A 22745-nucleotide genomic window follows, 5' to 3' on the forward strand; every position below is an offset into this window, starting at 1 on the left:
AAGTGAGGCCGGGCATTGGCATCATCGGAACGGGCATGGTCGGCCAGATGTGCCACCTTGCCAATTTCGTCGCCAACCCCGCCTGCCGCGTTGTCGCGATCGCGGATCTCAGGCCTGATCTCGCCGCGGCAGCGGCGCAAAAATTCGACATCGCGCGGGTCTACGGCACGCACCGGGAATTGCTGGCGGACAGCGAGGTGTCGGCCGTCGTCGTGGTGACGAAGCGTCGCGCCACCGGCCCGATCGTGCTGGATGCGTTGAACAGCGGCCGCCATGTGCTCTCGGAAAAGCCGATGGCCTACACCACGGCTCAGGCCGTTGCACTGGCCGAGGCGGCGCGGCGGCACAACCGCGTCTACAGCATCGGCTACATGAAGCGTCACGACGCCGGGGTGACGCGCGCGATGGCCGAGTTGGCGCGCCTGCGAGCAGATCAGTCGCTTGGACGCATTGTCGGCGCGCGAGGCTGGTGCTTCGGTGGCAGCACGGGCCGGTCGCAGGACAATTTCATCATGACCGGCGAGGTACGGCCGGACGGGCTCGAGCTCTGGCAGGACGGCCCCGACTGGATGCCGGGCGCGATGCGACCCGGCTACGACAATTTTCTGAACGTGTTCAGCCATATCATCAACCTCGCGCGCTACGTGCTCGGGTCGTCGCCGGCAGTCGCCGAAAGCAACGTCGAGAGCTCGGGCGCAGCGACCGTGACACTCGACTTCGACGGCATCGCCTGCGCGCTGCAACTCGCGAATGGATCCGAAGGCGTCTGGCGCGAGGGGCTGAGCATCGCGTTCGAGCGGGGCGCGCTGACCATCGAATTGCCCCCGCCTTTTGCCGAGCAGGAGGCAGAGGTCATCCTCGATCAGCAAGGACAACGCACGCAATTGCCGCGCGACACGAGTTGGGCGTTTCGGCGTCAGGCCGATGCATTCGTCGCCGATATCGTGGAGCAGAGGACGCCGCTGGCTTCCGGCGCAGATTCCGTGGCCGACATCACCCTTGCGGAGGCGATCTGGAAACGGCAGGTCGGCGGTTAGGCCTCACACCGTCCGGCGGCAATATCCGGGCGATGGCTGATCGCCCGCGTCCTAATCTAAGTGTTTGATTTCGCTGGCAGGAGTGGCAGGGCTCGAACCTGCGACCCCCGGTTTTGGAGACCGGTGCTCTACCAATTGAGCTACACTCCTACGGACCCTGCGTTGCCGCGCGGATCAGGCCGCTTTGAAGCACAGGGGGCGACCGGATTGCAAGGCCGGATTGCAAGGGTGAAGCGCGCTGGCTTCGCTTGTTTGTGCCGCGCCTTCTGGGCCACAGTCCGCTCCGAACAATAATAAGCAATCGGGAGTGCCCATGTCTGCCCAAGCGTCTACTGCCCAAGCGTCCGTTACAGCCGCCCACCGCCCCTCGACCGCGCCGAAAACCCCGCCTCTGCCGGAATCCCGCCCCGAGACGCTGGGGCTGTCGCGTCCCCGCCTCGTGGCGATGTCGGAGGCCTTCAAGCGCGAGATCGATAAGGGAACCGTGCCGGGCGTCACCGTGCTGGTGGCACGGCACGGCCAGGTCGGCTGGTTCGAGGCGCTCGGCAGGCAGAGCCCGACGGGCGCGGCGCCGATGGCGCATGATTCGATCTTTCGCATCTTCTCGATGACCAAGCCGATCGTGTCGGTCGGCATCATGGCGCTGGTCGAGGACGGGCACCTGATTCTTGGCGACCCCGTCGCGAAATTCATCCCGGAGTTCGCCGACCAGAAGGTCGGCGTGGTCAGCGGCGGCAAGCTGGAACTGGTTCCGCCGAAACGCCCGATGACGGTGCAGGACCTGCTCCGCCACACCTCCGGCCTGACCTACGAGCACCAGGGCGATGGCCCCGTGCACAAGATCTACCAGGACTCGCGGGTGCGCAGCCGCAAGATCACCAATGCCGAGCACGCCACCCTGGTGGCGAGCTTCCCGCTGGTCTGCCATCCCGGCGACGAGTTCAATTACAGCCGCTCCACCGACATCCTCGGGCGCATCATCGAAATCGTCAGCGGCAAATCGCTCGGCGCGTACCTCAGCGAGCGCATTCTCACGCCCTTGCAGATGGCCGAGACCGGTTTCTCGACAGCCGAGGCGAATGTCGGCCGGCTTGCCGAGCCGTTCGCGGCCGATCCCTGGACCGGCGACAAGGTTGCGCTGTTCAACATGCTCGAGCAGCCAATCATGGAGTCCGGCGGCGGCGGCCTCGTCTCCACCACCATGGACTATGCCCGCTTCGCACTGATGCTGCGCAATGGCGGCACGCTCGACGGCAACAGGATCATCGGCCGCAAGACGCTGGAGCTAATGGCCTCCGATCATCTCGGACCTCACGTCGTGACCAACGGCACTCTCCTTTCGCCCGGCCACGGTTTCGGCCTCGGCTTCGCGGTGCGCCGCGAGGCCGGCATCGCGCCCTTCCCCGGCAGCGTCGGCCAGTATTTCTGGAGCGGCATTGCGGGGACGTTCTTCTGGATCGATCCAAAGGAGGATCTGTTCGTCGTCTTCATGAGCCAGGGCCCGGGACAGCGCGACTTTACGCGAACGCTGGTGCGGGATCTGGTGTACGCGGCGGTGGATTGAGACGGCCTCGCTAGCCGCGGCGCTGCATCCACACTCTCGCTGTCATGCCCCGGCTTGACCGGGGCATCCAGTACTCTGTGTCGGATGTGGTGAGAGCGAGCTCTCCAACGCAGGCCGCGGAGTACTGGATCGCCCGCCTTCGCGGGCGATGACAGCTACTGGGGCCTCAGCTGATCGTTGCGCCGCCGTCGATCACCATGGTCTGGCCGGTCATGAAGTCGCCGGCCTTCGAGCCCAGGAACACCGCAGCGCCCGCGATCTCGTCGGGGACGCCGATGCGCAGCAGCGGCGAACGCGCGGTCGAGGCTTTCAGATTCTCCGGATTGTCCCACAACGCTTTCGCGAAATCGGTCTTGATCAGGCCGGGCGCGATGCAGTTCACGCGGATGTTGTGCGGGCCGTACTCGCAGGCCAAATTGCGCGCGAGCTGCATGTCCGCGGCCTTGGAGATCGCGTAGGCGCCGAGGATGGTCGAGCCTTTCAGGCCGCCGATCGAGGAGACGATGATGATCGAACCGTCCTTGCGCTCGATCATCTGCGGCACCACCATCGAGATCAGCCAGTTATTGGCGACGATGTTGTTGTCCAGGATCTTCCTGAACTGATCGTCGGAGATGCCGGCGAGCGGGCCGTAATACGGGTTCGATGCGGCATTGCAGACCAGCACATCGATTTTGCCGAAGGCGCGGTTGCTCTCGTCGATCAGGTTTTGCAGGTTCTCCTTCGAGGAGATGTTGGCGGCGATCGCCACCGCCGTGCCCTTGCCGAACTTATCATTGATGTTCTTCGCGACCTGGTCGCAAACGTCGGCCTTGCGCGAGGAGATCACCACCTTGGCGCCGTGCTCGGCCATGCGTTCGGCGATCGCAAGCCCGATGCCGCGCGTCGAGCCGGTGATGACGGCGACTTTCCCCTTCATGTCGAACAAGGTCATGTTTCTCTCCCTGATTGATCTTCGTGTTCGTTGTTCCTACGCGGCGATACAATGCATCGAACTATGGTGCGCAATTGCGCACCTGAGAATCTCGATATTCCGGGTCCGGTCCTGCGGACCGTCCCGGAATGACAGCTCACTCAGGCGAGCTTCTTGACTTCCGGTCCCGCGGGTTGATGCATCGCCGCATGCGCATCGTCCGCGATCCACGGCTGCTGGTTCACCATCGGCAGCCGCCAGACATTGCGCTCGGGGCTTGCGAAATAATCGAGCCGCGTCACCGAGCAATTGTCGATATCGAATCCGAGTCCCTGCTCCGGCTGATTGTCGAGCGCCAGCCCCAGCGCCGCCTTGATGGTGCCGCCATGTGCGACCGCGATCACGTCCTGCCCGGCGGCCTCATTGTTGATCCGCTCGATGGTGCGGCGGGTGCGGTTGTAGAGGTCCATGAAGCTCTCGCCGCCGGGCGCGGGCTCGTTGATGTCGGCGAACCAGCTGGAGCCGACGGGACGGCTGGCGATGAACTCGGCGCGGTTCATGCCCTGCCAGCGGCCGAGGTTTTGTTCGGCGAGGTCCGCTTCCCATGTCATCGCCGCAGGCCTCGGGAAGCCGGCCGCCCAGATCGCTTCGGCGGTCTGATGCGTGCGCATCAGATTGCTCGAATACCAGACCGCCTTGCGTGGCAGCACCTTGGCAACAGCATTGAAGACGTAGGTATCGCTGGTGTCGCAGGCGAGATCGGACTGACCGTAGATGTTGCCGCCGTCATTGCGCACGGGCGCGTGACGGACCCACCACCAGCGTGTCGTCACCACTTTGGGCTTGTCTGCACCTGCCATCGAAACCCTTCCATCCCGTTTGATGTCGCTGTACGTCAGTAGTGAACGTGTCTCAAGACACTTTACCGTTTGAAATCTTGTTTGAAATTCCGTCGCGCGGCAAGCGTCGCGTGCGAACCGAAGGGAGAAATCGCATGGGCCGTCTGCAAGGCAAATCCGTCATCATCACCGGTGCCGGCAGCGGCATCGGCCGCGCCGCCGCGCTGCTGTTCACCAAAGAAGGCGCCAGGCTGATCGCGGTCGATCGCAGCGAGGCGGTAAAGGAGACGGTAGAGGAGGTGAAGAAGGCCGGCGGTGTCGCCGAAGCGATGATAGCGGATGCGGGCTCCGAAAAGGACGTCATGGCCGTGATCGACAAGGCGGTGAAGACACACGGCCGGCTCGACGTGATCTGGGCCAATGCCGGCGTCTCCGGCGGACTCGTCCCGCTCGGCGAGCAGACCGTCGAGCAATGGCAGGAGGTCTTGCGCATCAATCTGATCGGGCCGTTTCTCGCGGTGAAGCATGCGATGCCGCACATGGTGAAGCAGCAGTCCGGCGCGATCGTGCTGACCGCGTCCGTCGCGGGTCTCAAGGCCGGCGCCAGCGGACATCCCTATGCCGCGAGCAAGGCCGGCGTCATCTCCCTGGTGCAGACCACGGCGTATTCGCTCACCGGCACCGGTGTGCGCATCAACGCGGTGTGCCCGGGCCTGATCGAGACCGGCATGACCAAGCCGATCTTCGACCGCGCCAAGGAGCGCGGCACCGCCGACAAGATCGGCCAGCTCAATCCGCTCAAGCGCCCCGGCCAGCCGCACGAGCTCGCCGCGATGGGATTGTTTCTGGCCAGCGACGAGGCGTCGTATGTCAATGGCCAGGCGTTCCCGGTGGACGGCGGACTGACGGCGTCGATGCCGTATACGGGAAAGCCGGTTTAGCAGGCGGGTTCTCGCCTCTGTCTTGCACGGCACCGCCACATTCTCAGCGTCGTCCCGGCGAAGGCCGGGACCCATACCGCGAGGTCTATCGGCTTGCGCACGGTGCCGATCCCGGACAACTGGTCTTCGCAAAACTGCTCCCTGTGGTTATGGGTCCCGGCCTTCGCCGGGACGACGTTGGGGAGATAGTGCGCGCCTCCATCAGCACGTCATTGCGAGCGTAGCGAAGCAATCCAGAGTCTTTCCGCGGCGGCAGCCTGGATTGCTTCGCTGCGCTCGCAATGACGGAGTCTTTGGGTGCAGGGTCGCGCTTCCATTCGCACTCCCGATCGCAGACACACCTTCGCCCTCTCGCGGCTCATTGCGCCCGAGCTTTGCTTCGTCGCCTTACGCTCAACGAAAGAGGGCGCAGGGTTGCGTCCCGCGTTGACCACAATTGGGTGTTTTGCCCGACAGGCAACGCAAAGTCTTGTAGCCCGGATGGAGCGCAGCGAAATCCGGGAATCCATTCACGCGGACAAGAGGTCCCGGATTACGCTTTCGCTCCATCCGGGCTACGGACCTGTGATCTGGATTTGCGCCTCCAGCCACCGCATTGGTATGGTTCGTGCAAGCACTTCAGCTTCCATCCCCCTGACAAGAACGTGAAAATGCCAAGCTCAAGACCCGACCGCATTCGCAAGCTGCTCGCCGACCTCGTCGGCTTCGACACGATCAGCGATCGCTCCAACCTGCCCCTGATCGCGCATATCGAAGGCTATCTCGCCGCGCTCGGCGTCAAGGGCGAGCGCATCGTTGACGAGACCGGACAGAAAGCCTCGCTATGGGTCACCATTGGACCCGAGGACCGCCCCGGTCTGGTGCTGTCGGGACATACCGACGTGGTGCCCGTGGTCGGCCAGGACTGGAGCCACGATCCATTCAAGCTGATCGAGCGCGACGGCAAGCTCTACGGCCGCGGCACCACCGACATGAAGGGTTTTGTCGCCGTGTGCCTCGCCATGGTGCCGGAGATGCTGGAAGCGAAGTTCGCGACGCCGATTCACCTCGCGATCTCTTATGACGAGGAGATCGGCTGCGTCGGCGTGCGGCCGATGCTGCGCGAGGTAGCGAAGAAACGCGTGAAGCCGCTCGGCGCCTTCATCGGCGAGCCGACCGAGATGAAGGTCATCATCGGGCACAAGGGCAAGCACGGCGTGCGCGCCACGTTCAAGGGGCTCGCCCGCCACTCCTCGATCGCGCCCGACGGGGTCAACGCCATCGAATACGCCGCCGAGCTGATCGTCGAGATCCGACGCCGCGCCGTGGCGCTCGCAGCCGTGCGAGCGGCCGACAGCCTCTACGACGTCCCGCACTCGACGCTGCTCACCAGCATCGTCCATGGCGGCGCCGCGCTGAACATCGTGCCGGATACTTGCACGGTGGATTTCGAATGCCGTGGCATCGGCATCACCGAGTCGCGCGAGGTCACGGATGCGATCGTTGCCTGGGCCAAGGCGGAGATCGAGCCCGCGATGAAGGCCAGACATCCGGAGTGCGGCATTGATTTCGAGGAGATCCTCGACTACCCCGCCCTCGACACGGCGGCCGATGCGACAATCGTCACGCTGGCCAAGAGCCTTGCGGGGCGCAACGACCACGCCAAGGTCGCCTTCGGCACCGAGGCAAGCCTGTTCGCCAGCATGGTCGATATCCCGTCCGTCGTGATCGGCCCCGGCTCGATCGCACAGGCGCACACACCGGACGAGTTCGTGGAAATGGCGGAGCTGGAGAAATGCGCAGGGTTTGTGGAGAAGCTGATCGCGCATTGCGAGAAGGGGTGAGGCTTCTTCTCGTCATTGCGAGCGAAGCGAAGCAATCCAGAATCATTCCGCGGGGGCAGTCTGGATTGCTTCGTCGCAAGAGCTCCTCGCAATGACGGGAGTATGTGGGGCAGCGCGTATCCCACGTGAGCGGTGCGCCTCAGCGCTCCTGCAATGCCAGCCGCACGCCGATCGCGCAGTAGATGGTCCCGAGCACCTTGCCCTGCCATTTCACGACGGCTGGATGGCGGCGTAGCAAATTGCCAAGGCGACCGGCGCCGACGGCGAACACCACCGTGCTGACGAGGCCGAGCAACACGAAGACAGCGCCGAACAGCGCGAGCTGCAGCGTCGTCGAACCATGCTCGGGACGGACGAACTGCGGCAGGAACGCAAGGAAGAACAGCGCGGTCTTCGGATTGAGCACCTCAGTCAGCACGGCCTGCCGGAATGCCCGCGCTGCGCTGATCGCGGGCGCGCCGCCATTCACCTCGAGCGGCGTCTTGTCGAGCATGGCGCGAATGCCGAGATAGATCAGGAAGCCTGCACCTGCGTATTTGACAACGCTGAACAGGAGCGCCGACGTTGCGATGACCGCAGAGAGGCCGACGATTGCCATTGTGGTGTGGACCACGTCACCGGCCGCAATTCCCGCGCCTGTGGCGATGCCGACCCTGGTTCCCGAGCTTGCGGCGCGCGCCATGGTGAGGAGTGTCGCCGGTCCGGGAATGAAGACGAAGCCGAGGACGATGAGGATGTAGGTGATGAGCGTGGTGTGGTCGATCATGCGGACATCTCTCTCGTCATTCTGTCTCGTGTCCCGGACACGAGAGGAACGCAAGCAAAGGCGCGGCCGCCGGCCGCGCCTTCGGATTTCTTAAACCGCCCCCGCCTTCTGCGCGTATTCCCACGATGCCTTCGACAGCGGCACGGTGCGCTTGGCTGACTCCAGCGCCTTGGCGTTTGCCGCGGTGCCGTCGCGGACGCGGCCGGCGATGCCTTGCGTGATGCCGGCGAGGCGGAACAGGTTGTAGGCGAAGTACCAGTTGAGATCAGGGACCGTCATCTTGGTGACGTTGCAATAGATCTGCGCGGCCTCTTCCACGCTCGGAATGTTGAGCGCCTTGAGGTCGGCGCCGTCCAGGCCGGGCATGACCCACTGCATCAACAGATAGGTGAAGTCGGCCATGGGATCGCCGAGTGTCGACAATTCCCAATCGAGCACGGCCTGCACGCGCGGTTCCGTCGCATGGAAAATCATGTTGTCGAGGCGATAGTCGCCGTGGACGATCGAGATGCGCGCCTGCTCCGGCACGGTCTTCGGCAGCCATTCAGCGACCTTCTCAAACTCCGGAATGGTCTGGGTCTCGGACGCGCGGTACTGCTTGGTCCAGCGGTCGATCTGGCGCGCGAAATAATTGCCGGGCTTGCCGAAGTCGCCAAGACCGATCGCGGCGGGATCGAACATATGGAGCTTGGCCAGCGTCTCGATCTTGCTGGTGAAGATCTTTCGACGATCTTCCGGCGTCTGGCTCGGCAGCGTCGGATCCCAGAACACCCGGCCGTCTTCCATCGACATGATGTAGAAGGCCGAACCGATGATGCTGTCGTCCTGGCACAGCGCATAGGCCTTCGCGACCGGAAAACCCTGTTTTCCCAGTGCCGCGATCACGCGATATTCGCGATCGACCGCATGCGCCGACGGCAACAATTTGCCGAACGGCTTTCTACGCATCACATAGGAGCGGTTCGGCGTATCGAGCCGGTAGGTCGGGTTGGACTGGCCACCCCTAAACTGGAGGACGACCAGCGGTCCCTCATAGCCTTCGACGTTGTCGCGCATCCAGGCTTCGAGCCGCATCTCGTCGATACGATGACGCTCCTCGACCGGCTTGGTGCCCGAGAATTCTTCGTCTTTCCTGACGCCGTCAGCCACGATGACGCTCCCTCTTCAGTCCGAACATGATCCTAATCGGTAACCCCCAGCGCACTTGCGTCAAGCGGTCATCCGATCACGGATCATGTTCTGTCGTTTCTTCAAATCGGGAGCGCCAGCATGCTCTCCCGCTTAATGACTGGAAGAGTTTGCATACTTCCGAACCTCGAGCCTGGCAATGGCGCGATTGTGCACCTCGTCCGGGCCGTCGGCGAGACGGAGCGTGCGGATGTGAGCGTAGTCCTTGGCAAGGCCGGCTTCGTCCGAGACGCCTGCACCGCCGAAGGCCTGGATCGCCTCGTCGATGATCTTCAGCGCCATGTTGGGAGCTGCGACCTTGATCATGGCGATTTCGGCCTGCGCGGTCTTGTTGCCGACCTTGTCCATCATGTCGGCGGCCTTGAGGCACAACAGCCGCGTCATCTCGATATTGGTGCGGGCTTCGCCGATGCGCTGCTCCCACACAGAATGCTCGACGATCCGCTTGCCGAAGGCCGTGCGCGAGGTGAGCCGCTTCACCATCTTCTCCAGCGCCTCCTCGGCCTTGCCGATGGTGCGCATGCAGTGATGGATGCGGCCGGGACCGAGGCGGCCCTGCGCGATCTCGAAGCCGCGGCCTTCGCCGAGCAGGATGTTCTCCTTCGGCACCCGCACGTTCTCGAGCAGCACCTGGGCGTGGCCATGCGGCGCGTCGTCGAAGCCGAACACGGGCAGCATCTTCTCGACCTTGATGCCGGGGGTGTCGAGCGGAACCAGGATCTGCGACTGTTGCTGATGCTTGGCCGCCTTGAAATCGGTCTTGCCCATCAGGATCGCGATCTTGCAACGGGGATCGCCGACGCCCGACGACCACCATTTGCGGCCGTTGATGACGTAATGGTCGCCGTCGCGCGCGATGCTGGTCTCGATGTTGGTGGCATCGGACGAGGCCACGGCCGGCTCCGTCATCAGGAAGGCCGAGCGGATCTCGCCGTCCATCAGCGGACGCAGCCATTTGCGCTTCTGCTCCTTGGAGCCGTAGCGCATGAACACTTCCATGTTGCCGGTGTCGGGCGCGGAACAGTTGAAGACTTCCGAAGCCCAGGAGATGTGGCCCATCTGCTCGGAGAGCAGCGCGTATTCGAGATTGGTCAGTCCCGCGCCGCGGAATTCGTCGTCCTCATGCTCGTTCGGCGGCATGAACATGTTCCAGAGGCCTTCGGCCTTCGCCTTCTTCTTGAGATCCTCGAGCACCGGGATCACCTTCCAGCGTTCGCCGCTGCGATCCTGCTCATCATAGACCGGCACCGCCGGGCGCACGTGCTTGGCCATGAAGGATTGCACGCGGTCGAGCCATTCCTTCTGCTTCGGCGACAGATCGAAATCCATGGGATGCTCCTCGTCTTTGCCAACTTGTTTTGGCGAACTTGTTTTGGCGAACTTGTTTTGCGCCGGACTGTCCACCCGCATTGTGCGACCCGCAAGTGCGAATGCGCGACTTGCGGACGCTGCGGAACCGGTTCGCGCGTTTGCGAACGAGTCCCGATTGCGGATTGACTTTCCCGGCCTTCAAACGATAGTTTCATACAACTGTTTGAATTGCAACTCCCTCCAAGAGGGGCTCCTATGGCCAGCGATCATACCCGGACTGCCATTCTCGCCGCCGCCGAGCGGCTCTATGCCGATCGCGGGTTCGGCGACGTGACGCTGCGCGACATCGTCGCGGAGGCCAGTGTCAACCTCGCGGCGGTGAACTATCATTTCGGCTCGAAGGACGAGTTGATCGCGGAGCTGTTCGTGACACGCTCGATCGCCACCAACCGCGAGCGTTTGCGCGAATTGAAGGCGGCGGAAGAACAAGGCGGCGGCCGCGCGCCGATCGAGGTGATCCTGCATGCCCTGGTCGGCCCGACGCTGCGCGGCTGCCTTGGCCCCGAGAACCAGCGCTCGAGCGCGGCGCGCTTCATGATCCGCGCCTCGATCGAATCCGTGCCGCCGATCCGCCGCATCAAGAACCGCGAGATCGACCATTTGCGAAAGTTCGCCGGCGCGATGCGAAGGTCCCTGCCCGACCGCAGCGACGTCGATATCTATTGGGGCCTGAATTTCGCGCTCGCCATGGCGCACCACACCATCCGCGAGAGCGAACGGCTGACGAAATTGTCGGAAGGCAAATGCGATCTCGACGACGTCGATGACGTGGTCGCGCGCGTCGTCAGCGTAGCGACGATGGCGCTGACGGCGGGACGGATGGAGACGAAGGCGCCGTCAAGGGTGGCGGCACGCTAACCTCACATCATCGCGATGCAGTCGATCTCGACGTCGAAGGGGCCGAACCATTCCGGCGTGCAGACGAAGATCCGCGCCGGCGGATCGTGTGGGAAATAGCGCGCATAGACGGCGTTGAACGCCGCGAAGTGTTTTGTCGAGGTGCAGTAGACGTTGCACTTCATGACATTGTCGAGGCTCGCGCCCGCCGTCTGGAGGCACAGCTTCATCTGCTCCATGATCAATTCGCTCTGTCGTTCGATCGGCACTTCCGCGATCTCGCCCGTCTCGGGGTCGAACGGCGGCAGACCGGCGACGAAGATCATGTTGCCGGCGCGCGTGACCGGCGAGACCGGAGCGTTCCGGCGGTCGAGGAATGTCGAAATCGGTTCGACGCGGAGCGCTTCGCGTTTCATTTCAAGTTTCACGGGCGGCCACCTTCGGTGCAAGCGAGATGACGGCTTGCTACATCATTGTGCAGCCGTCATGCTTCGCTTCTGATCGAAGTGTGCCCGCCGAGCCGGCTAGGCGTGCTGCGGCATCTCCTCGGCCTCTTCCTTGGCGAGCAGCAGCAGCATCTCGATGCCCATGTCGCCTTCCTGCGGCGAGCGGATGAACTTTATTTCGTCGGCGCTTTGCCGCAATGCGGCAACGATCGCGACGGCCTGGTTGGCCGTTGCCGCCTCGGTCGCCAGAATTGCCTTCTGGTTCTTGGCTTGAAACCCGATCGTGTAGGACATGCGTTCCCTCCCGGACTGAGTGGATGGATCGAATCTGAGTCGCGCGCGGAGCGGAAGCCTGTGTGAGTACGGACCGGGATTATCTGGGGATGGCCCGCAAGCCTCAGGCAAGCCCGAGCATCGCGCGGGCCTCGTTGGCGGTCGCGACGCTCGCCCCCAGGCTCTTGACGATGCCGGCGGCATGCGCGACCAGCTCGGCATTGGTCTTCGCCGGCACGCCCTTGGACATATAGAGATTGTCCTCCATGCCGACGCGGACGTGGCCGCCGAGCAAATAGGCCTGCGCCACCATCGGGAATTCAGCGCGACCGATCCCGAAGCCGGACCAGATCGCGCCCGGCGGCAACAGGCTGCGGGCATAGAACATCGTCTCGGGCGTGGCGGAGAAGCCGTACTTGACGCCGAGCACGAGCGAGAACAGGCCCGGTCCTTTCAGCGTGCCATCGGCAAGGAGGTCACGGGCGAGATGACAGTCGCCAGAATCGAACAGCTCGATCTCCGGCAGCACGCCGACCACCTTCATCCGCTCGGCCATGATGCGGACGTTGCGCGGCGTGTTGATCACGACCTCGCCGCCCGAATTCATGGTGTTGAGGTCGAGCGTGCAGATGTCGGGCTTGAGCAGCTCGATATGCTCGACGCGCTTTTCGGGGGGCAGCAGCGTGGTGCCGGGACCGGCGACGCGGGGGTCCTCGATCGAAGGCACGAAGCGACCGCCGGGGCCGGTCGTGAGGTTGATGACGAGACTCTTGCTGCGGGCGCGAATGCGATCCACGACATCGCGATAGAGATCGATCTCCATCGAGGGCCGCCCCGTCGCGGGATCGCGGACATGGATATGGGCGATGGCGGCGCCGGCTTCGGCCGCTTCCAGCGCCGATGTCGCGATCTGCTCGGGCGTGATCGGCAGATGCGGCGACTGCTCGGGCTTTGTGAGATTGCCCGTGATGGCACAGGTGATGATGGTCTTGGACGAGGTCATGCGTGCTGTCCCTTGCCAGTCAACGAGCAGCTAGATGATACCCTGCTGCTTCAGTGTCTCGATCTTGCCGGCATCATAGCCGAGCTTGCCGGCGAGCACCTCCTGGGTGTGCTCACCGAGCAGCGGCGGGGCGCGGTAATCCTTGATCGGGGTTTCCGAGAGCGTCAGCGCGTTGCGGATCAGCGAGAGATCGGGCTGGAAGGGATGGTCGACCTTCACCCGCATGCCGCGCGACTGGACGTGCGGATCCGAAAACACCTGCTCGAAATTGTTGATCGGGCCCGAGGGCACGCCGGCCTCCTCCAGCTTGTCCAGCCAGTAGGCCACCGGCTGCTTCAGGAACAGGCCGGCGAAGATCGCCATGATCTCCTTGCCGTGCACGACGCGGTCGTTGTTCTTGACGAAGCGCTTGTCACTCGCAAGCTCGGGCGCGCCGAGCACGGCGCAGGTGCGCTGGAACTGGCCGTCATTGCCGACCACCAGCATCAGCTCGCCGTCGGTGCATCGAAACACGCCGGCCGGCATGCCGCCATTGCCCCAGGTGCCGCGGCGCGGCGGCGTCTTGCCGTTGACGAGGTAGATCTGCAGCCAGTGCGACAGCGACGCGATCACGGTGTCGAACAGGCAGACGTCGATGTGCTGTCCCACGCCGTCATTGGCGTCGCGATGATAGAGCGCCGAGAGAATCCCGATCGAGGTATTCATGCCGGTCATGTAGTCGACGATCGACGGGCCGACCTTCATCGGGCCCTCGCCGGGCTCGCCGTCGATATGGCCGGTGACACTCATCAGGCCGCCCATCGCCTGCAGGATGGCGTCATAGCCGGCGCGCGGCGCATAGGGGCCGGTCTGGCCGAAGCCCGTCACCGAGCAATAGATAATGCCGGGATTGATCGCCTTGATGGTCTCGTAGTCGAGGCCGTAGCGCTTGAGATCGCCGACCTTGTAGTTCTCCATGAAGACGTCGACGTCCTTGGCGAGCTCGCGGATGATCGCCTGCCCTTCAGGCTTGGCGATGTTGACCGTGACCGACTTCTTGTTGCGGTTGGCGCAGAGGTAAAACGAGTTGTTGTTGTTGGCCTTGCCATCAGGATCGGTCAGATAGGGCGGGCCGAAGGCGCGCGCGTCGTCACCGGTGCCCGGCCGCTCGATCTTGATCACCTCCGCGCCCAAATCGCCCAGCATCTGGGCCGACAAGGGCCCGGCAAGTACGCGGGTGAGGTCAAGGATCTTGATGCCTGAGAGCGGCAGGGCCGACATGTCGAATTCCTCCGGGAACTGGATATTGGCGCGGCGGCGAGATCGCGGGACGCGCTCCCTGCGGATACACTATTTTGGCGTTCCGAGCACTGCACTGGCGGCATACGGCTATCCCCCCGCCCGCCCGGCGCAGGTCACCTGCGCGGTGAATTTCCGCAGCGCGAATATTCACAGGTCGCGGCCGCTGCAGCCACCTGCGGCCGCCGGCGGCCGAGCAGGACCAGGATCAGCACCGTGGCGCAGGAGCAGACGAAGGTGAGACCGAGCGCGCCGCGGCTGCCGAACTGGGTGAGCAGGCCGACAAGGAGCGGCGGCGAGACCGCGGATGCGAGATTGAGCGGCAGCGCGATCATCGACATCGCCTTGGCGAACTCTGTCTGATCGTAGAACACGAGCGGGATCGTCGCCCGCGCCACCGCCATCGCACCGCTGCCGGCGCCATAGAGCAGGATGAAGGTCGCAACCGCCCAGGTCGCGCCCTCGCTGGTCATCAGCAGCAGCATGGCGACCGGGAGCGCCGTGCCGGCGACGAGCCCGGTCGTGATTCCATCCCACCGCCCTCCGCCGAGAAAATCGAGCCCGCGGGCGCTGACCTGGATCACGCCCAGCATCGAGCCGAACGCAAGTGCCTGCGCCGGGGGAAGCCCCTCTGCCCTCAACAACTCGATCATGATGGCGCCGATGCCGAAATTGACGAAGGCATTGAGCGTGATCGCGGCGACGACGAGGCTGAACGTGCTCCTGGGAATCGCAGGCGGCGGCGATGACTTCACCGGCTCTCCGCCACGATCACCGACGATTTTCCGGCGCGGTACAAAGAAAGCATAGAGCGGAAGGTTGATGAGGAGCATCATGGCCGCATAGACGAGGCACGTCCCGCGCCAGCCGAGCAGACCGCTGAGGAACGATGTCGTTGGCCAGAAGATGCTGCTCGACAGGCCCGTCACCAGCATCAGCGCGCCGATGGCGTTCTTGGCCTGCCGCCCGGCGACCTCGTTCAGCATGATATAGGCGCCGGTCGAAAGCGTGGCGCTGCCGGCAGTGCCGAGGACGATCCAGGCAGCGAAATACAGTATCGGCTCGCGCGCGAGGGACAGCAGGATGAAGCCCGGCGCGGTGAGGACCGTGCCTGAGATCATCACCTTTCGTGCGCCGTGCCGCGCAAACGACTTGGCGAGCCAGGGCGCGCACAGGCCCATCGAGACATAGAGAACGGACGTCCCGGCGAACACCGCCGGCAGGCTCATGCCGAGATCGGCCGCGAGATCGCGGCCGACAATGGCGGGAAGACCTATCGTACCCCACCCGACAAGCTGGGAGACCGCAAGCACCAGCAGGACCCCGATGAGCCTGCTGTCAGATTTCAAGAACCGCATTCCAACCGTCGCCTGCCCGCCAGGCGCAGATCACGCCCGTGACGCCAGTCTTACCCGGAGACTCAGCGTACGGAAACGCCGGCCGTCGAATGGCAGCAGGCGGCCGGGAGCATGTCAGGAGGCGGCAGGAGCTCCCTGCCCCGCGAGCCCGAGCAGGGATCGCGCCTCGGCCGCAGTCGCCACGCGCCGGCCGTGGCGCGCCACAGCCTCACCGGCGATGGCCACGAGCTCCGCGTTGCTGGCGGCGAGGCGTGCCTTGTCGATCCTGATATTGTCCTCGAGCCCGGTGCGGACCGCATCGGCGCCCCGCGCGAGCGCCCAGCCCATGACCTCGGCCTGGTGGCGTCCGATCCCGGCTGCCGTCCACGTCGCCTTCGGGATCAGCCGCCTGAGCTCGCCCAGCAGGATGTCGAGCACATGCTCGTCCGCGGGCATGGCGTTCTTGACGCCCATGACGAACTGAACGTGCGGACGCTGGTCGATCAGCCCCGCCTCGATCAGACGGCGGGCACCATGCAGATGCGACAGATCGAAGATTTCGATTTCCGGCCGGATACCATTCGCCTTCATCCCGGTGGCGAGCATCTCGACCAGAGCAGCGCCGTTCTCGTAGACGATGGTCGGAAAGTTCACCGATCCCGTGGACAGCGAGGCCATGTCCGGCTTCAGGTAGAGCGACGATCCGCGCGCCGAGGGATCTCGGCCCCGCCCGCCGGTCGAGAACTGAACGATCATGTCAGGACAGTGCTTCCTGATCCCCGCCTGCACCGCGGCGAAACGCTCGGGATCGGAGGATGGCGTCTCGTCATCGTTGCGAACATGGATATGGGCAAGCGTGGCACCGGCTTCGAAGGCCTGGTGCGTCGACTCGATCTGTTCGGACGGCAGGATCGGGACCGCGGGATTGTCCTTCTTGCGCGGAACGGAGCCGGTGATGGCGACAGCGACGACGACGGGGTTCATTCTGCAACCTCATGATGATCGCGCTCGCGCGCGGAATTCGAGCAGGCAGTTAGGTAACGCCTCACACCCTGCCGCTGCAACCGTCCTCGATCGCAGCGGCATGGCTTCCTTGCGTACCCGTCAGGTCGGAATTGCGGCCGCACCGCTCGCCACCTCCGCACGCTGCCGCTCATAGTCTGCCCGCGGCATCGGAACGGCGTTGGGATTGCCGAGATCGTCGATCCTGACCCGATAGGTCTCCCGGGCCGTGACGGCGGCGAGCGCTGCGATGACAGTGATGCCGAAGGCGATCGCCCCCACAGTCAGGGGAATGTTGGCCGAGCCGGGAGGCGCCACGGTCGCAAACAAGGCCGGAAGCAATGCGGTGATGGTCGTGCCGATGTTCTGCGAGATCGCCATCGCCGACACGCGGGTGCGGGTCGGAAACAGTTCGGGGTAGAAGCTCGGGAAGATCGCGTTGTAGCCCTGATAGACCACGCCCCACATCAACAGCGACAGCAGGATCGCCAGCGGCACGTTCCTGATGCTGATGGCATAGAGATAACCGAAAGCCAGCACGCCCGAGAGCAGCGCACCGACGACGATCGGAGGCTTGCGGCCGACCTTGTCGGAGAGATTGCCGACGAAGGGAATGACGAACACGGCCAGCATGTTTCCGAGCACGGGGATCCAGAGATAGACGTCCTTGGCAAAACCGATGCCGTAGGCTGGCTGCACCGCATAGGCCGCACCGAAGATGGTCGCAACCACCGGGATGACATTCATCAGTGCCATGCAGATGACCCTGAGCATGTCGCGCCAGCTCAGTTTGATGGCCTGGACGATGGGCGCCCGCGGCGTTTCTCCCCGTTCGCCCTCGCGGGCAAAGGCAGGGGTCTCGTCGACTTCGCGACGAATGATGTAGCCCGCGACGATGACGAAGAAGCTGAGCAGGAAGGGAATCCGCCAGCCCCAGCTGTTGAAGGCCTCGGTCGGCATGTAGGCCGCCAGCGGCAGGAACACCGCGGCCGCGAGAATTTGCCCGGCCTGCACGCCCTGAAGCGCAAAGCTTGCATAGAAGCCGCGCCGGCCGAACGGCGCGTGCTCCAGAATCATCGAGCTCGCGCCAGAGATTTCACCGGCCACGGCAAATCCCTGCACGAGGCGCAGCATGACGAGCAGGATCGGCGCCAGGATACCGACCTGATGATAAGTCGGCAGGATACCGACCGCCATGGTCGAGATGCCCATCAGGAACATGCAGACGATGAGAACGGTCTTGCGGCCATGGGTGTCGCCCCAATGTCCCAGCACGAAGGCGCCGATGGGACGAGCCACATAGCCGACGCCATAAGTCGCCAACGACGCAACGATCGCGACGGTTGGATTCTCCGACGGGAAGAAGATTTGCGGGAAGATCAGCGACGCGGCGGTCGCGTAGATGAAGAAGTCATAATATTCGAGAGCTGACCCGATCCAGCCGCTGGCAGCGGCCTTCCTGGACTGACTCATGTGTCGGATCGCAGTCATCTCAAGTTTCCTCCCTTGGGTTTTGCTGACGTCCCGTTGACGGGCTTCGCTCAAAATTGGGCAGCACTCTCCGGCCGCTCTGCGGAGTTTCGCGAGCGCTTGTCATTGCCGATGGGTGTCTGCTTGGTGGGGACGATAGGCTTTCGCCGGGCTAACACAATTACCCCGTTATGCGACAAACCTAACATGATGTTATTTGCGCGCGAGACGTCCCGGCGAACACCGCCGGCAGGCTCATGCCGAGATCGGCCGAGAGATTGCGTCCGGCGATGGCGGGGTGGGAGGCAGTTGACATTGGACCATTACATGGTCCATTTTATCGAAATTGAGGAAAGACAATGAGATGCGGGTCTCCGTCACCGACGCAAAAGGACAATTGACCGATCTTGTCCGCCGCGCAGAGGCTGGCGACGAGGTGATCCTGACGCGGCATGGACATCCCGCGGTGCGGCTCGTCCCGGTCAAGCTTGCGCCGGACCGCGCCGCCCGCCGGACCGTGCTCGAGGCGGCGCGAAGGACCGGCGGGGCCAAAGCTATCCCCGGACCGACCGCCGCGCGCAGTCAGGACTTTCTTTTCGGCGATGACGGACTGCCGGAATGATCGCAGTCGACACCTCCGCGCTGATGGCGATCGTGCTCGACGAACCGCAAGCCGATGCTTGCATCACCGCACTGGAGACCGCCGACGAAATCCTGATCTCGGCCGCCTCCGTTGCAGAAAGCCTGATCGTCGCGGCACGGCGGGGCGTCGACGAAGAGATGAACAGGCTGATCAACGATCTCGGTTTGAACGTGATCTCGGTGACCCAAGCTTCGGCCGAACGCGTGGCGCAGATCTACTCGCGTTGGGGCAAAGGCATTCGTCCCGCCGGTCTCAACTTTGGTGATTGCTTCGCCTACGATGTCGCCAAGGAGCATGGCTGCGCACTTCTTTACGTCGGCGACGACTTTGCCAAGACGGATATCGTTGCGGCGGCGTAAGTCGACGACTGCCGGGCGGCAACCTACCGGCCGAACGGAAAAGCCACGGAGCAGCCGTCAGGCTGTATGGCCGGGATCGACGTGCTTCGGCGTTTTCTTATCGCGTTGGGGCGTCATCTTGGCCGGATCCGGCGCATCCGGCACACCGCGCGGCCCGAGCTGATCACGCTGAATGTCGTCTTCGGAGCGGGAGGGTTCAATGCCGTTCGGCTCCCGGGGCTTGGTCATCGCAGGCTCCTGAAGTGTTCTGCTCAAAGTGTCTCATCAAATTCCCAGCGCGTTCTCGCCGGCTTCGCGGCCGGGCACGCTGACATGGACTTCGTGTCCCTCGCGAAGCGCCAGCGATGCTGCGGCCACCGCCGATTCGAACGCGGCTTCCTTGGTGGAGTATCTGTTCTTGACATCGCCGTCGTGCAGCACGCCCCATTCGTCCTGCACCGGCACGATCGTGTATTGAGCAAGGCCCATGGTGTAACTCCTCGAGATCTATCGCTGCGTGAGCTGCGGGTGCGCGGCCGTCACGCGCCACACCGTGTTGCCGCTGTCATCGGCGACCAACAGCGCGCCGGTCTTGTCGATGGCGACGCCGACGGGCCGCCCGCGCGCCTGGTTGTCGCTGTTGAGGAAGCCGGTGACGACATCCTGCGGCGGGCCGCTCGGCTTGCCGTCCGTGAACGGCACGAACACCACCTTGTAGCCGTTCAAGACCTGCCTGTTCCAACTGCCGTGCTCGCCGACGAAGGCGCCGCCGCGATAGGCGGCCGGCAAACTCGCGCTTGTGTTGAAGGCCATTCCAAGCGGCGCGACATGCGAGCTCAGTGCATAGTCAGGCACGATCGCCCTGGCGACGAGATCAGGACGCTGCGGCTGGACGCGGGGATCGACATGCTGGCCGTAATAGCTGTAGGGCCAGCCATAGAAGCCGCCGTCCTTCACCGACGTCATGTAGTCCGGTACGAGATCGGGACCGAGTTCGTCGCGCTCGTTCACCACCGTCCACAACGCCCCGGTCTGCGGCTCGAAGCTGAGGCCGTTGGGATTGCGCAAGCCGCTTGCGAAGATGCGCCAGCGGCCGCTGGCACGGTCGATCTCGAGAATGGCGGCGCGATTGTGCTCGGCCTCCATGCCGTTCTCGGTGATGTTGCTGTTGGAGCCGACGCCGGCATAGAGCTTTGAACCGTCGGGGCTCGCGACCAGGCTCTTGGTCCAGTGATGGTCGATCGGTCCGCCCGGCAGCGGCGTCAGCACCGTACCCGGAGCGGTGATCTTCGTGTCACCCTCCGTGTAAGGATATCTGACGATCGCATCGGTGTTGGCGACATAGAGATCGTTGCCGACCAGCGCGACGCCGAACGGCGAGTTGAGATGGTCGAGGAAGACGCTTTGCGTATCCGGCACGCCGTCGCCGTTGCTGTCGCGCAGCAGCGTGATGCGGTTGCTCTCGCCGGTGTCGCCGCCGGATGTCGCCCAGGACTCGATGTATCCCATCACGATTTCCTTGGGGCGCTTGATCGGAGCGCCCTTCGGCGCCTTGGATTCCACCACCAGCACGTCGCCATTGGGAAGCACGTAAAGGAATCGGGGGTGCTGCAATCCGGTCGCGAAGGACTTGGCCTGCAAGCCCTGCGCAACGGCCGGGGTCTCGTCCTTTTTCCAGCCGACGATACGGGCGATGTGCATCGGCGGCAGCAGATATTGCTGGATCTCGGGAAGCGTCGGGTTGGCGCCGGTTTGCGCCTTCGGATCGCCACTGCCGTCATTGCAGCCGGCGAGAGACAGCAGAGAAGCGCACAACAGCGCCCGAGCGATTGCGGAGTTCATCGGGCAACTCCCACGCCGTGGCGATACACCATGGCCCAGCCGAGCCAACCGGTGACCGGCAGGATCAATACGGTGATGGCTGACAGAATGAGCCCGGTCGGCCACACCGAGGTCCAGGCATCGCGCGTGTGGATCAATGCATTGACGATGGCGAGGACCAGCGCCAGCGCGTTGCCGATCAGATGCGGCCAGGCCGGCGGCTGCGCCCGCACCAGGCGGTTGCTGAGGAAATCGGTCAGGCCCGCGATGGCCGCGAGCACGCCGAAGATGACGCCGACCACCAGAAGCCAGGCGGAAAAATCCGCCCACATGATCTCGGCACTGACGACATAGGCGATGTCGGTCAGCAGCGCTCCGATGAAGCAAGCGATCGGGATCGGCACCAGCATCGGATGAATCGGATGGCCTGCGATTTGCGCGGTCGAGCGCACACGCACGTTATCTTGCACGGTTGGCCTCTTGTCAGATCGCCGCCCCTCCCCGGTGGAAAACACCCGCTTCCAACGAAGGTTCCTGATGGTGGACCAGGCGCCGCCGTACCTCAACAGCGCTGCGGCCTCGAAGCACTCACGAGAAACCCCTTGCCGCTCCGAGCCTCGAGATGAACCTGCCCTTCAGGAGACGGCGCCTCCTTCAATCCAGCCTCGAAGCTTGACGGCGTCTCACGGGCGCCAGACCGAGCAGATCGAATCCCAAAGCCGGCCGAACGCCGCACTCATCCACGAGACGATCCGCACAGAGGGTGAGCCGGAGCTGGAGCGGCGATGGTGGGCCATCGTGCTGTCTGGCCTCGCCGCCGGTCTTTCGATTGGATTGTCCCTGATCGTCCAGGCGAGTTTCACGCGCTGATTTCCGACGAGGCCACCCGGAGACGCCAAATCGGTCAAGCGAGATGCATTAATTGGTTCGGGAGTGGCAGTGACTGACAAGCCCATCGTTCTGAGGAAACGTGGCTCTGGGGAACGTGGAACTTCCCAGCCCCGCGTATGTTGTGGGCGATGAGTGATGCGGCGGCCAGCACAAGGCGGGCCGCCATTGCTTACGCACGATGCCCATCATCGAACTCAGGAGCCGGAAATGAGCCGCGGAATGCCATCGATGACCGCCCTCTTGGGTATGCTCGCAATCGCCGGTTATCAAAATCGGGACAAGCTCGCCGACATGTTCCGCAATGCTACCTCCGGTCAGCCGTCGGGTGCCAAGGATTCGCTGGGCGGCATGCTCGGCAATCTTGGCGGCCTTGTGGGAGGCGGCGGCGTCGGTTCGCTGCTGAACGGCGGGATCGGCGAGTTGCTCGAGCACTTCAAGCAGAACGGACAGGGCGATGCGGCTCAATCCTGGATCAATCAGGGGCCAAATCGCGAAGTCACCCCGCCCGAACTCCAGCAGGCTATCGGTCCGGACGTTCTTCAAAAGCTGGAGCAGCAGACCGGCCTGTCGCAGCAGGAGATCCTCGACCGATTGTCGCGCGAGCTTCCGGCAGCGGTGGACAAATACACGCCGGACGGACGTCTTCCGGCGCAATCCGCGGGATAGGCACTCCTCAAGACTCGAGAAAAGATATGAGCATCATCTGGACGATCATCATCGGTTTCATCGCAGGCGTCATCGCGAAGTTCATCATGCCTGGCGACAACGAGCCCTCGGGTTTCATCCTGACCACGATCCTGGGAATAGTGGGCGCGTTCGTTGCGACCTATCTTGGCCAATCTCTCGGCTGGTACCGGCCAGGAGAAGGCGCAGGGCTGGTGGGGGCAGTGGTAGGCGCCATCATCGTGCTTTTCATCTACGGTTTTGTGGCCGGTCGCAGCCGTCGGGCCATCTAACCACCGTG

Annotated in this window: 26 protein-coding genes and 1 tRNA gene; 10 read left to right on the forward strand and 17 right to left on the reverse strand. The window is 63.8% G+C overall.

The genetic code is table 11. The annotated features are described in order from the left end of the window. Positions 1-2 precede the first annotated feature (2 nt). Positions 3-1037: a Gfo/Idh/MocA family protein gene (locus tag ABIB66_RS16320; protein ID WP_354255003.1), complete on the forward strand. Its 1035-nt coding sequence runs from the start codon at positions 3-5 to the stop codon at positions 1035-1037. A gap of 74 nt (positions 1038-1111) precedes the next feature. Here the strand turns inward: ABIB66_RS16320 and ABIB66_RS16325 are convergent. Further along, positions 1112-1187, reverse strand: a tRNA-Trp gene (locus ABIB66_RS16325). Positions 1188-1350: 163 nt separating this feature from the next. Between ABIB66_RS16325 and ABIB66_RS16330 the strand changes: the two genes are divergently transcribed. Continuing rightward, positions 1351-2601, forward strand: a complete 1251-nt coding sequence (locus ABIB66_RS16330) for a serine hydrolase domain-containing protein (RefSeq protein WP_354209241.1) — start codon at positions 1351-1353, stop codon at positions 2599-2601. Positions 2602-2767: 166 nt separating this feature from the next. Here ABIB66_RS16330 and ABIB66_RS16335 read toward each other — a convergent pair whose 3' ends face one another. Next, on the reverse strand, positions 2768-3535 hold the full coding sequence (locus ABIB66_RS16335) for an SDR family NAD(P)-dependent oxidoreductase (protein ID WP_354209240.1): 768 nt from the start codon (positions 3533-3535) through the stop codon (positions 2768-2770). A 140-nt stretch (positions 3536-3675) separates the two neighbouring features. Continuing rightward, complete coding sequence (locus tag ABIB66_RS16340; RefSeq protein ID WP_354209239.1) at positions 3676-4374, reverse strand: histidine phosphatase family protein; 699 nt, start codon at positions 4372-4374, stop codon at positions 3676-3678. Positions 4375-4508: 134 nt separating this feature from the next. Between ABIB66_RS16340 and ABIB66_RS16345 the strand changes: the two genes are divergently transcribed. Further along, positions 4509-5294 (forward strand): SDR family NAD(P)-dependent oxidoreductase, encoded by a 786-nt coding sequence (locus ABIB66_RS16345; RefSeq protein ID WP_354209238.1) that lies wholly within the window; start codon positions 4509-4511, stop codon positions 5292-5294. 650 nt (positions 5295-5944) lie between these two features. Beyond that, a complete protein-coding gene (gene argE / locus ABIB66_RS16350; RefSeq protein WP_354209237.1) occupies positions 5945-7117 on the forward strand; it encodes an acetylornithine deacetylase in 1173 nt (390 codons plus the stop codon). Positions 7118-7256: 139 nt separating this feature from the next. Here the strand turns inward: argE and ABIB66_RS16355 are convergent, their stop codons facing one another. The 3 genes from ABIB66_RS16355 to ABIB66_RS16365 all read right to left on the reverse strand — a co-directional run bounded on the left by ABIB66_RS16355 (position 7257) and on the right by ABIB66_RS16365 (position 10400). Beyond that, positions 7257-7883, reverse strand: coding sequence for a LysE family translocator (locus tag ABIB66_RS16355; RefSeq protein ID WP_354255004.1), 627 nt, complete (start codon positions 7881-7883; stop codon positions 7257-7259). Positions 7884-7973: 90 nt separating this feature from the next. After that, a complete protein-coding gene (locus ABIB66_RS16360) occupies positions 7974-9032 on the reverse strand; it encodes a phosphotransferase family protein (RefSeq protein ID WP_354209236.1) in 1059 nt (352 codons plus the stop codon). Between the two features lie 132 nt (positions 9033-9164). After that, positions 9165-10400, reverse strand: a complete 1236-nt coding sequence (locus tag ABIB66_RS16365) for an acyl-CoA dehydrogenase family protein (RefSeq protein WP_275168169.1) — start codon at positions 10398-10400, stop codon at positions 9165-9167. Between the two features lie 237 nt (positions 10401-10637). Here ABIB66_RS16365 and ABIB66_RS16370 point away from each other — a divergent pair, with 237 nt between their 5' ends. After that, positions 10638-11300 (forward strand): TetR/AcrR family transcriptional regulator, encoded by a 663-nt coding sequence (locus ABIB66_RS16370; protein ID WP_354209235.1) that lies wholly within the window; start codon positions 10638-10640, stop codon positions 11298-11300. Positions 11301-11302: 2 nt separating this feature from the next. Here the strand turns inward: ABIB66_RS16370 and ABIB66_RS16375 are convergent, their stop codons facing one another. From ABIB66_RS16375 to ABIB66_RS16405, 7 genes are all read right to left on the reverse strand, one after another. Next, on the reverse strand, positions 11303-11695 hold the full coding sequence (locus ABIB66_RS16375; RefSeq protein ID WP_354209234.1) for a RidA family protein: 393 nt from the start codon (positions 11693-11695) through the stop codon (positions 11303-11305). A gap of 108 nt (positions 11696-11803) precedes the next feature. After that, positions 11804-12019, reverse strand: a complete 216-nt coding sequence (locus ABIB66_RS16380) for a hypothetical protein (protein WP_007602925.1) — start codon at positions 12017-12019, stop codon at positions 11804-11806. A 103-nt stretch (positions 12020-12122) separates the two neighbouring features. Beyond that, positions 12123-13001: a beta-keto acid cleavage family enzyme gene (locus tag ABIB66_RS16385; protein WP_354209233.1), complete on the reverse strand. Its 879-nt coding sequence runs from the start codon at positions 12999-13001 to the stop codon at positions 12123-12125. 30 nt (positions 13002-13031) lie between these two features. Next, entirely contained in the window at positions 13032-14261 is a 1230-nt protein-coding gene (locus tag ABIB66_RS16390; RefSeq protein WP_354209232.1) for a CaiB/BaiF CoA transferase family protein, read from the reverse strand. A gap of 134 nt (positions 14262-14395) precedes the next feature. Further along, positions 14396-15637 carry an MFS transporter gene (locus ABIB66_RS16395; RefSeq protein WP_354209230.1) on the reverse strand — a complete coding sequence of 414 codons (1242 nt, stop codon included), beginning with the start codon at positions 15635-15637 and terminating at the stop codon, positions 14396-14398. 114 nt (positions 15638-15751) lie between these two features. After that, a complete protein-coding gene (locus ABIB66_RS16400; protein ID WP_275168175.1) occupies positions 15752-16600 on the reverse strand; it encodes a 3-oxoadipate:acetyl-CoA acetyltransferase in 849 nt (282 codons plus the stop codon). Positions 16601-16720: 120 nt separating this feature from the next. Next, complete coding sequence (locus ABIB66_RS16405; RefSeq protein WP_354209229.1) at positions 16721-18109, reverse strand: MFS transporter; 1389 nt, start codon at positions 18107-18109, stop codon at positions 16721-16723. 343 nt (positions 18110-18452) lie between these two features. Between ABIB66_RS16405 and ABIB66_RS16410 the strand changes: the two genes are divergently transcribed. Continuing rightward, the gene (locus tag ABIB66_RS16410) at positions 18453-18710 is read left to right on the forward strand and encodes a type II toxin-antitoxin system Phd/YefM family antitoxin (RefSeq protein WP_007611675.1); all 258 of its coding nucleotides are present in this window, start codon (positions 18453-18455) and stop codon (positions 18708-18710) included. Then, positions 18707-19090: a type II toxin-antitoxin system VapC family toxin gene (locus ABIB66_RS16415; RefSeq protein WP_275168178.1), complete on the forward strand. Its 384-nt coding sequence runs from the start codon at positions 18707-18709 to the stop codon at positions 19088-19090. The genes ABIB66_RS16410 and ABIB66_RS16415 overlap by 4 nt, the downstream gene beginning before the upstream one ends. A gap of 57 nt (positions 19091-19147) precedes the next feature. Here the strand turns inward: ABIB66_RS16415 and ABIB66_RS16420 are convergent, their stop codons facing one another. Genes ABIB66_RS16420 through ABIB66_RS16435 form a run of 4 tightly spaced genes read right to left on the reverse strand, consistent with a single transcriptional unit; the run spans position 19148 to position 21360 of the window. Next, positions 19148-19318, reverse strand: coding sequence for a hypothetical protein (locus ABIB66_RS16420; RefSeq protein ID WP_219683770.1), 171 nt, complete (start codon positions 19316-19318; stop codon positions 19148-19150). A 36-nt stretch (positions 19319-19354) separates the two neighbouring features. Further along, positions 19355-19558, reverse strand: coding sequence for a hypothetical protein (locus tag ABIB66_RS16425; protein WP_007611681.1), 204 nt, complete (start codon positions 19556-19558; stop codon positions 19355-19357). An 18-nt stretch (positions 19559-19576) separates the two neighbouring features. Then, positions 19577-20911: a PQQ-dependent sugar dehydrogenase gene (locus ABIB66_RS16430; protein ID WP_354209228.1), complete on the reverse strand. Its 1335-nt coding sequence runs from the start codon at positions 20909-20911 to the stop codon at positions 19577-19579. Continuing rightward, entirely contained in the window at positions 20908-21360 is a 453-nt protein-coding gene (locus tag ABIB66_RS16435) for a DUF2231 domain-containing protein (protein ID WP_354209227.1), read from the reverse strand. The genes ABIB66_RS16430 and ABIB66_RS16435 overlap by 4 nt, the downstream gene beginning before the upstream one ends. 202 nt (positions 21361-21562) lie before the next feature. Here ABIB66_RS16435 and ABIB66_RS16440 point away from each other — a divergent pair, with 202 nt between their 5' ends. The 3 genes from ABIB66_RS16440 to ABIB66_RS16450 all read left to right on the forward strand — a co-directional run bounded on the left by ABIB66_RS16440 (position 21563) and on the right by ABIB66_RS16450 (position 22737). Next, complete coding sequence (locus ABIB66_RS16440; RefSeq protein ID WP_354209226.1) at positions 21563-21760, forward strand: hypothetical protein; 198 nt, start codon at positions 21563-21565, stop codon at positions 21758-21760. Positions 21761-21988: 228 nt separating this feature from the next. Next, positions 21989-22447 carry a YidB family protein gene (locus tag ABIB66_RS16445; protein WP_354209407.1) on the forward strand — a complete coding sequence of 153 codons (459 nt, stop codon included), beginning with the start codon at positions 21989-21991 and terminating at the stop codon, positions 22445-22447. Between the two features lie 26 nt (positions 22448-22473). Further along, complete coding sequence (locus ABIB66_RS16450) at positions 22474-22737, forward strand: GlsB/YeaQ/YmgE family stress response membrane protein (protein ID WP_354209225.1); 264 nt, start codon at positions 22474-22476, stop codon at positions 22735-22737. Positions 22738-22745 lie beyond the last annotated feature (8 nt).

This window comes from Bradyrhizobium sp. F1.13.3, assembly GCF_040548265.1.
GTDB lineage: Bacteria > Pseudomonadota > Alphaproteobacteria > Rhizobiales > Xanthobacteraceae > Bradyrhizobium.

Bases quoted from the DNA above. Each gene is read 5' to 3' on its own strand.
- ABIB66_RS16330 (WP_354209241.1), top strand. From the start codon at position 1,351: ATGTCTGCCCAAGCGTCTACTGCCCAAGCGTCCGTTACAGCCGCCCAC.
- ABIB66_RS16335 (WP_354209240.1), bottom strand. From the start codon at position 3,535: ATGACCTTGTTCGACATGAAGGGGAAAGTCGCCGTCATCACCGGCTCG.
- ABIB66_RS16340 (WP_354209239.1), bottom strand. From the start codon at position 4,374: ATGGCAGGTGCAGACAAGCCCAAAGTGGTGACGACACGCTGGTGGTGG.
- ABIB66_RS16345 (WP_354209238.1), top strand. From the start codon at position 4,509: ATGGGCCGTCTGCAAGGCAAATCCGTCATCATCACCGGTGCCGGCAGC.
- argE (WP_354209237.1), top strand. From the start codon at position 5,945: ATGCCAAGCTCAAGACCCGACCGCATTCGCAAGCTGCTCGCCGACCTC.
- ABIB66_RS16355 (WP_354255004.1), bottom strand. From the start codon at position 7,883: ATGATCGACCACACCACGCTCATCACCTACATCCTCATCGTCCTCGGC.
- ABIB66_RS16365 (WP_275168169.1), bottom strand. From the start codon at position 10,400: ATGGATTTCGATCTGTCGCCGAAGCAGAAGGAATGGCTCGACCGCGTG.
- ABIB66_RS16370 (WP_354209235.1), top strand. From the start codon at position 10,638: ATGGCCAGCGATCATACCCGGACTGCCATTCTCGCCGCCGCCGAGCGG.
- ABIB66_RS16375 (WP_354209234.1), bottom strand. From the start codon at position 11,695: ATGAAACGCGAAGCGCTCCGCGTCGAACCGATTTCGACATTCCTCGAC.
- ABIB66_RS16380 (WP_007602925.1), bottom strand. From the start codon at position 12,019: ATGTCCTACACGATCGGGTTTCAAGCCAAGAACCAGAAGGCAATTCTG.
- ABIB66_RS16385 (WP_354209233.1), bottom strand. From the start codon at position 13,001: ATGACCTCGTCCAAGACCATCATCACCTGTGCCATCACGGGCAATCTC.
- ABIB66_RS16390 (WP_354209232.1), bottom strand. From the start codon at position 14,261: ATGTCGGCCCTGCCGCTCTCAGGCATCAAGATCCTTGACCTCACCCGC.
- ABIB66_RS16395 (WP_354209230.1), bottom strand. From the start codon at position 15,637: ATGCGGTTCTTGAAATCTGACAGCAGGCTCATCGGGGTCCTGCTGGTG.
- ABIB66_RS16400 (WP_275168175.1), bottom strand. From the start codon at position 16,600: ATGAACCCCGTCGTCGTCGCTGTCGCCATCACCGGCTCCGTTCCGCGC.
- ABIB66_RS16405 (WP_354209229.1), bottom strand. From the start codon at position 18,109: ATGACTGCGATCCGACACATGAGTCAGTCCAGGAAGGCCGCTGCCAGC.
- ABIB66_RS16410 (WP_007611675.1), top strand. From the start codon at position 18,453: ATGCGGGTCTCCGTCACCGACGCAAAAGGACAATTGACCGATCTTGTC.
- ABIB66_RS16415 (WP_275168178.1), top strand. From the start codon at position 18,707: ATGATCGCAGTCGACACCTCCGCGCTGATGGCGATCGTGCTCGACGAA.
- ABIB66_RS16420 (WP_219683770.1), bottom strand. From the start codon at position 19,318: ATGACCAAGCCCCGGGAGCCGAACGGCATTGAACCCTCCCGCTCCGAA.
- ABIB66_RS16425 (WP_007611681.1), bottom strand. From the start codon at position 19,558: ATGGGCCTTGCTCAATACACGATCGTGCCGGTGCAGGACGAATGGGGC.
- ABIB66_RS16430 (WP_354209228.1), bottom strand. From the start codon at position 20,911: ATGAACTCCGCAATCGCTCGGGCGCTGTTGTGCGCTTCTCTGCTGTCT.
- ABIB66_RS16445 (WP_354209407.1), top strand. From the start codon at position 21,989: ATGAGCCGCGGAATGCCATCGATGACCGCCCTCTTGGGTATGCTCGCA.
- ABIB66_RS16450 (WP_354209225.1), top strand. From the start codon at position 22,474: ATGAGCATCATCTGGACGATCATCATCGGTTTCATCGCAGGCGTCATC.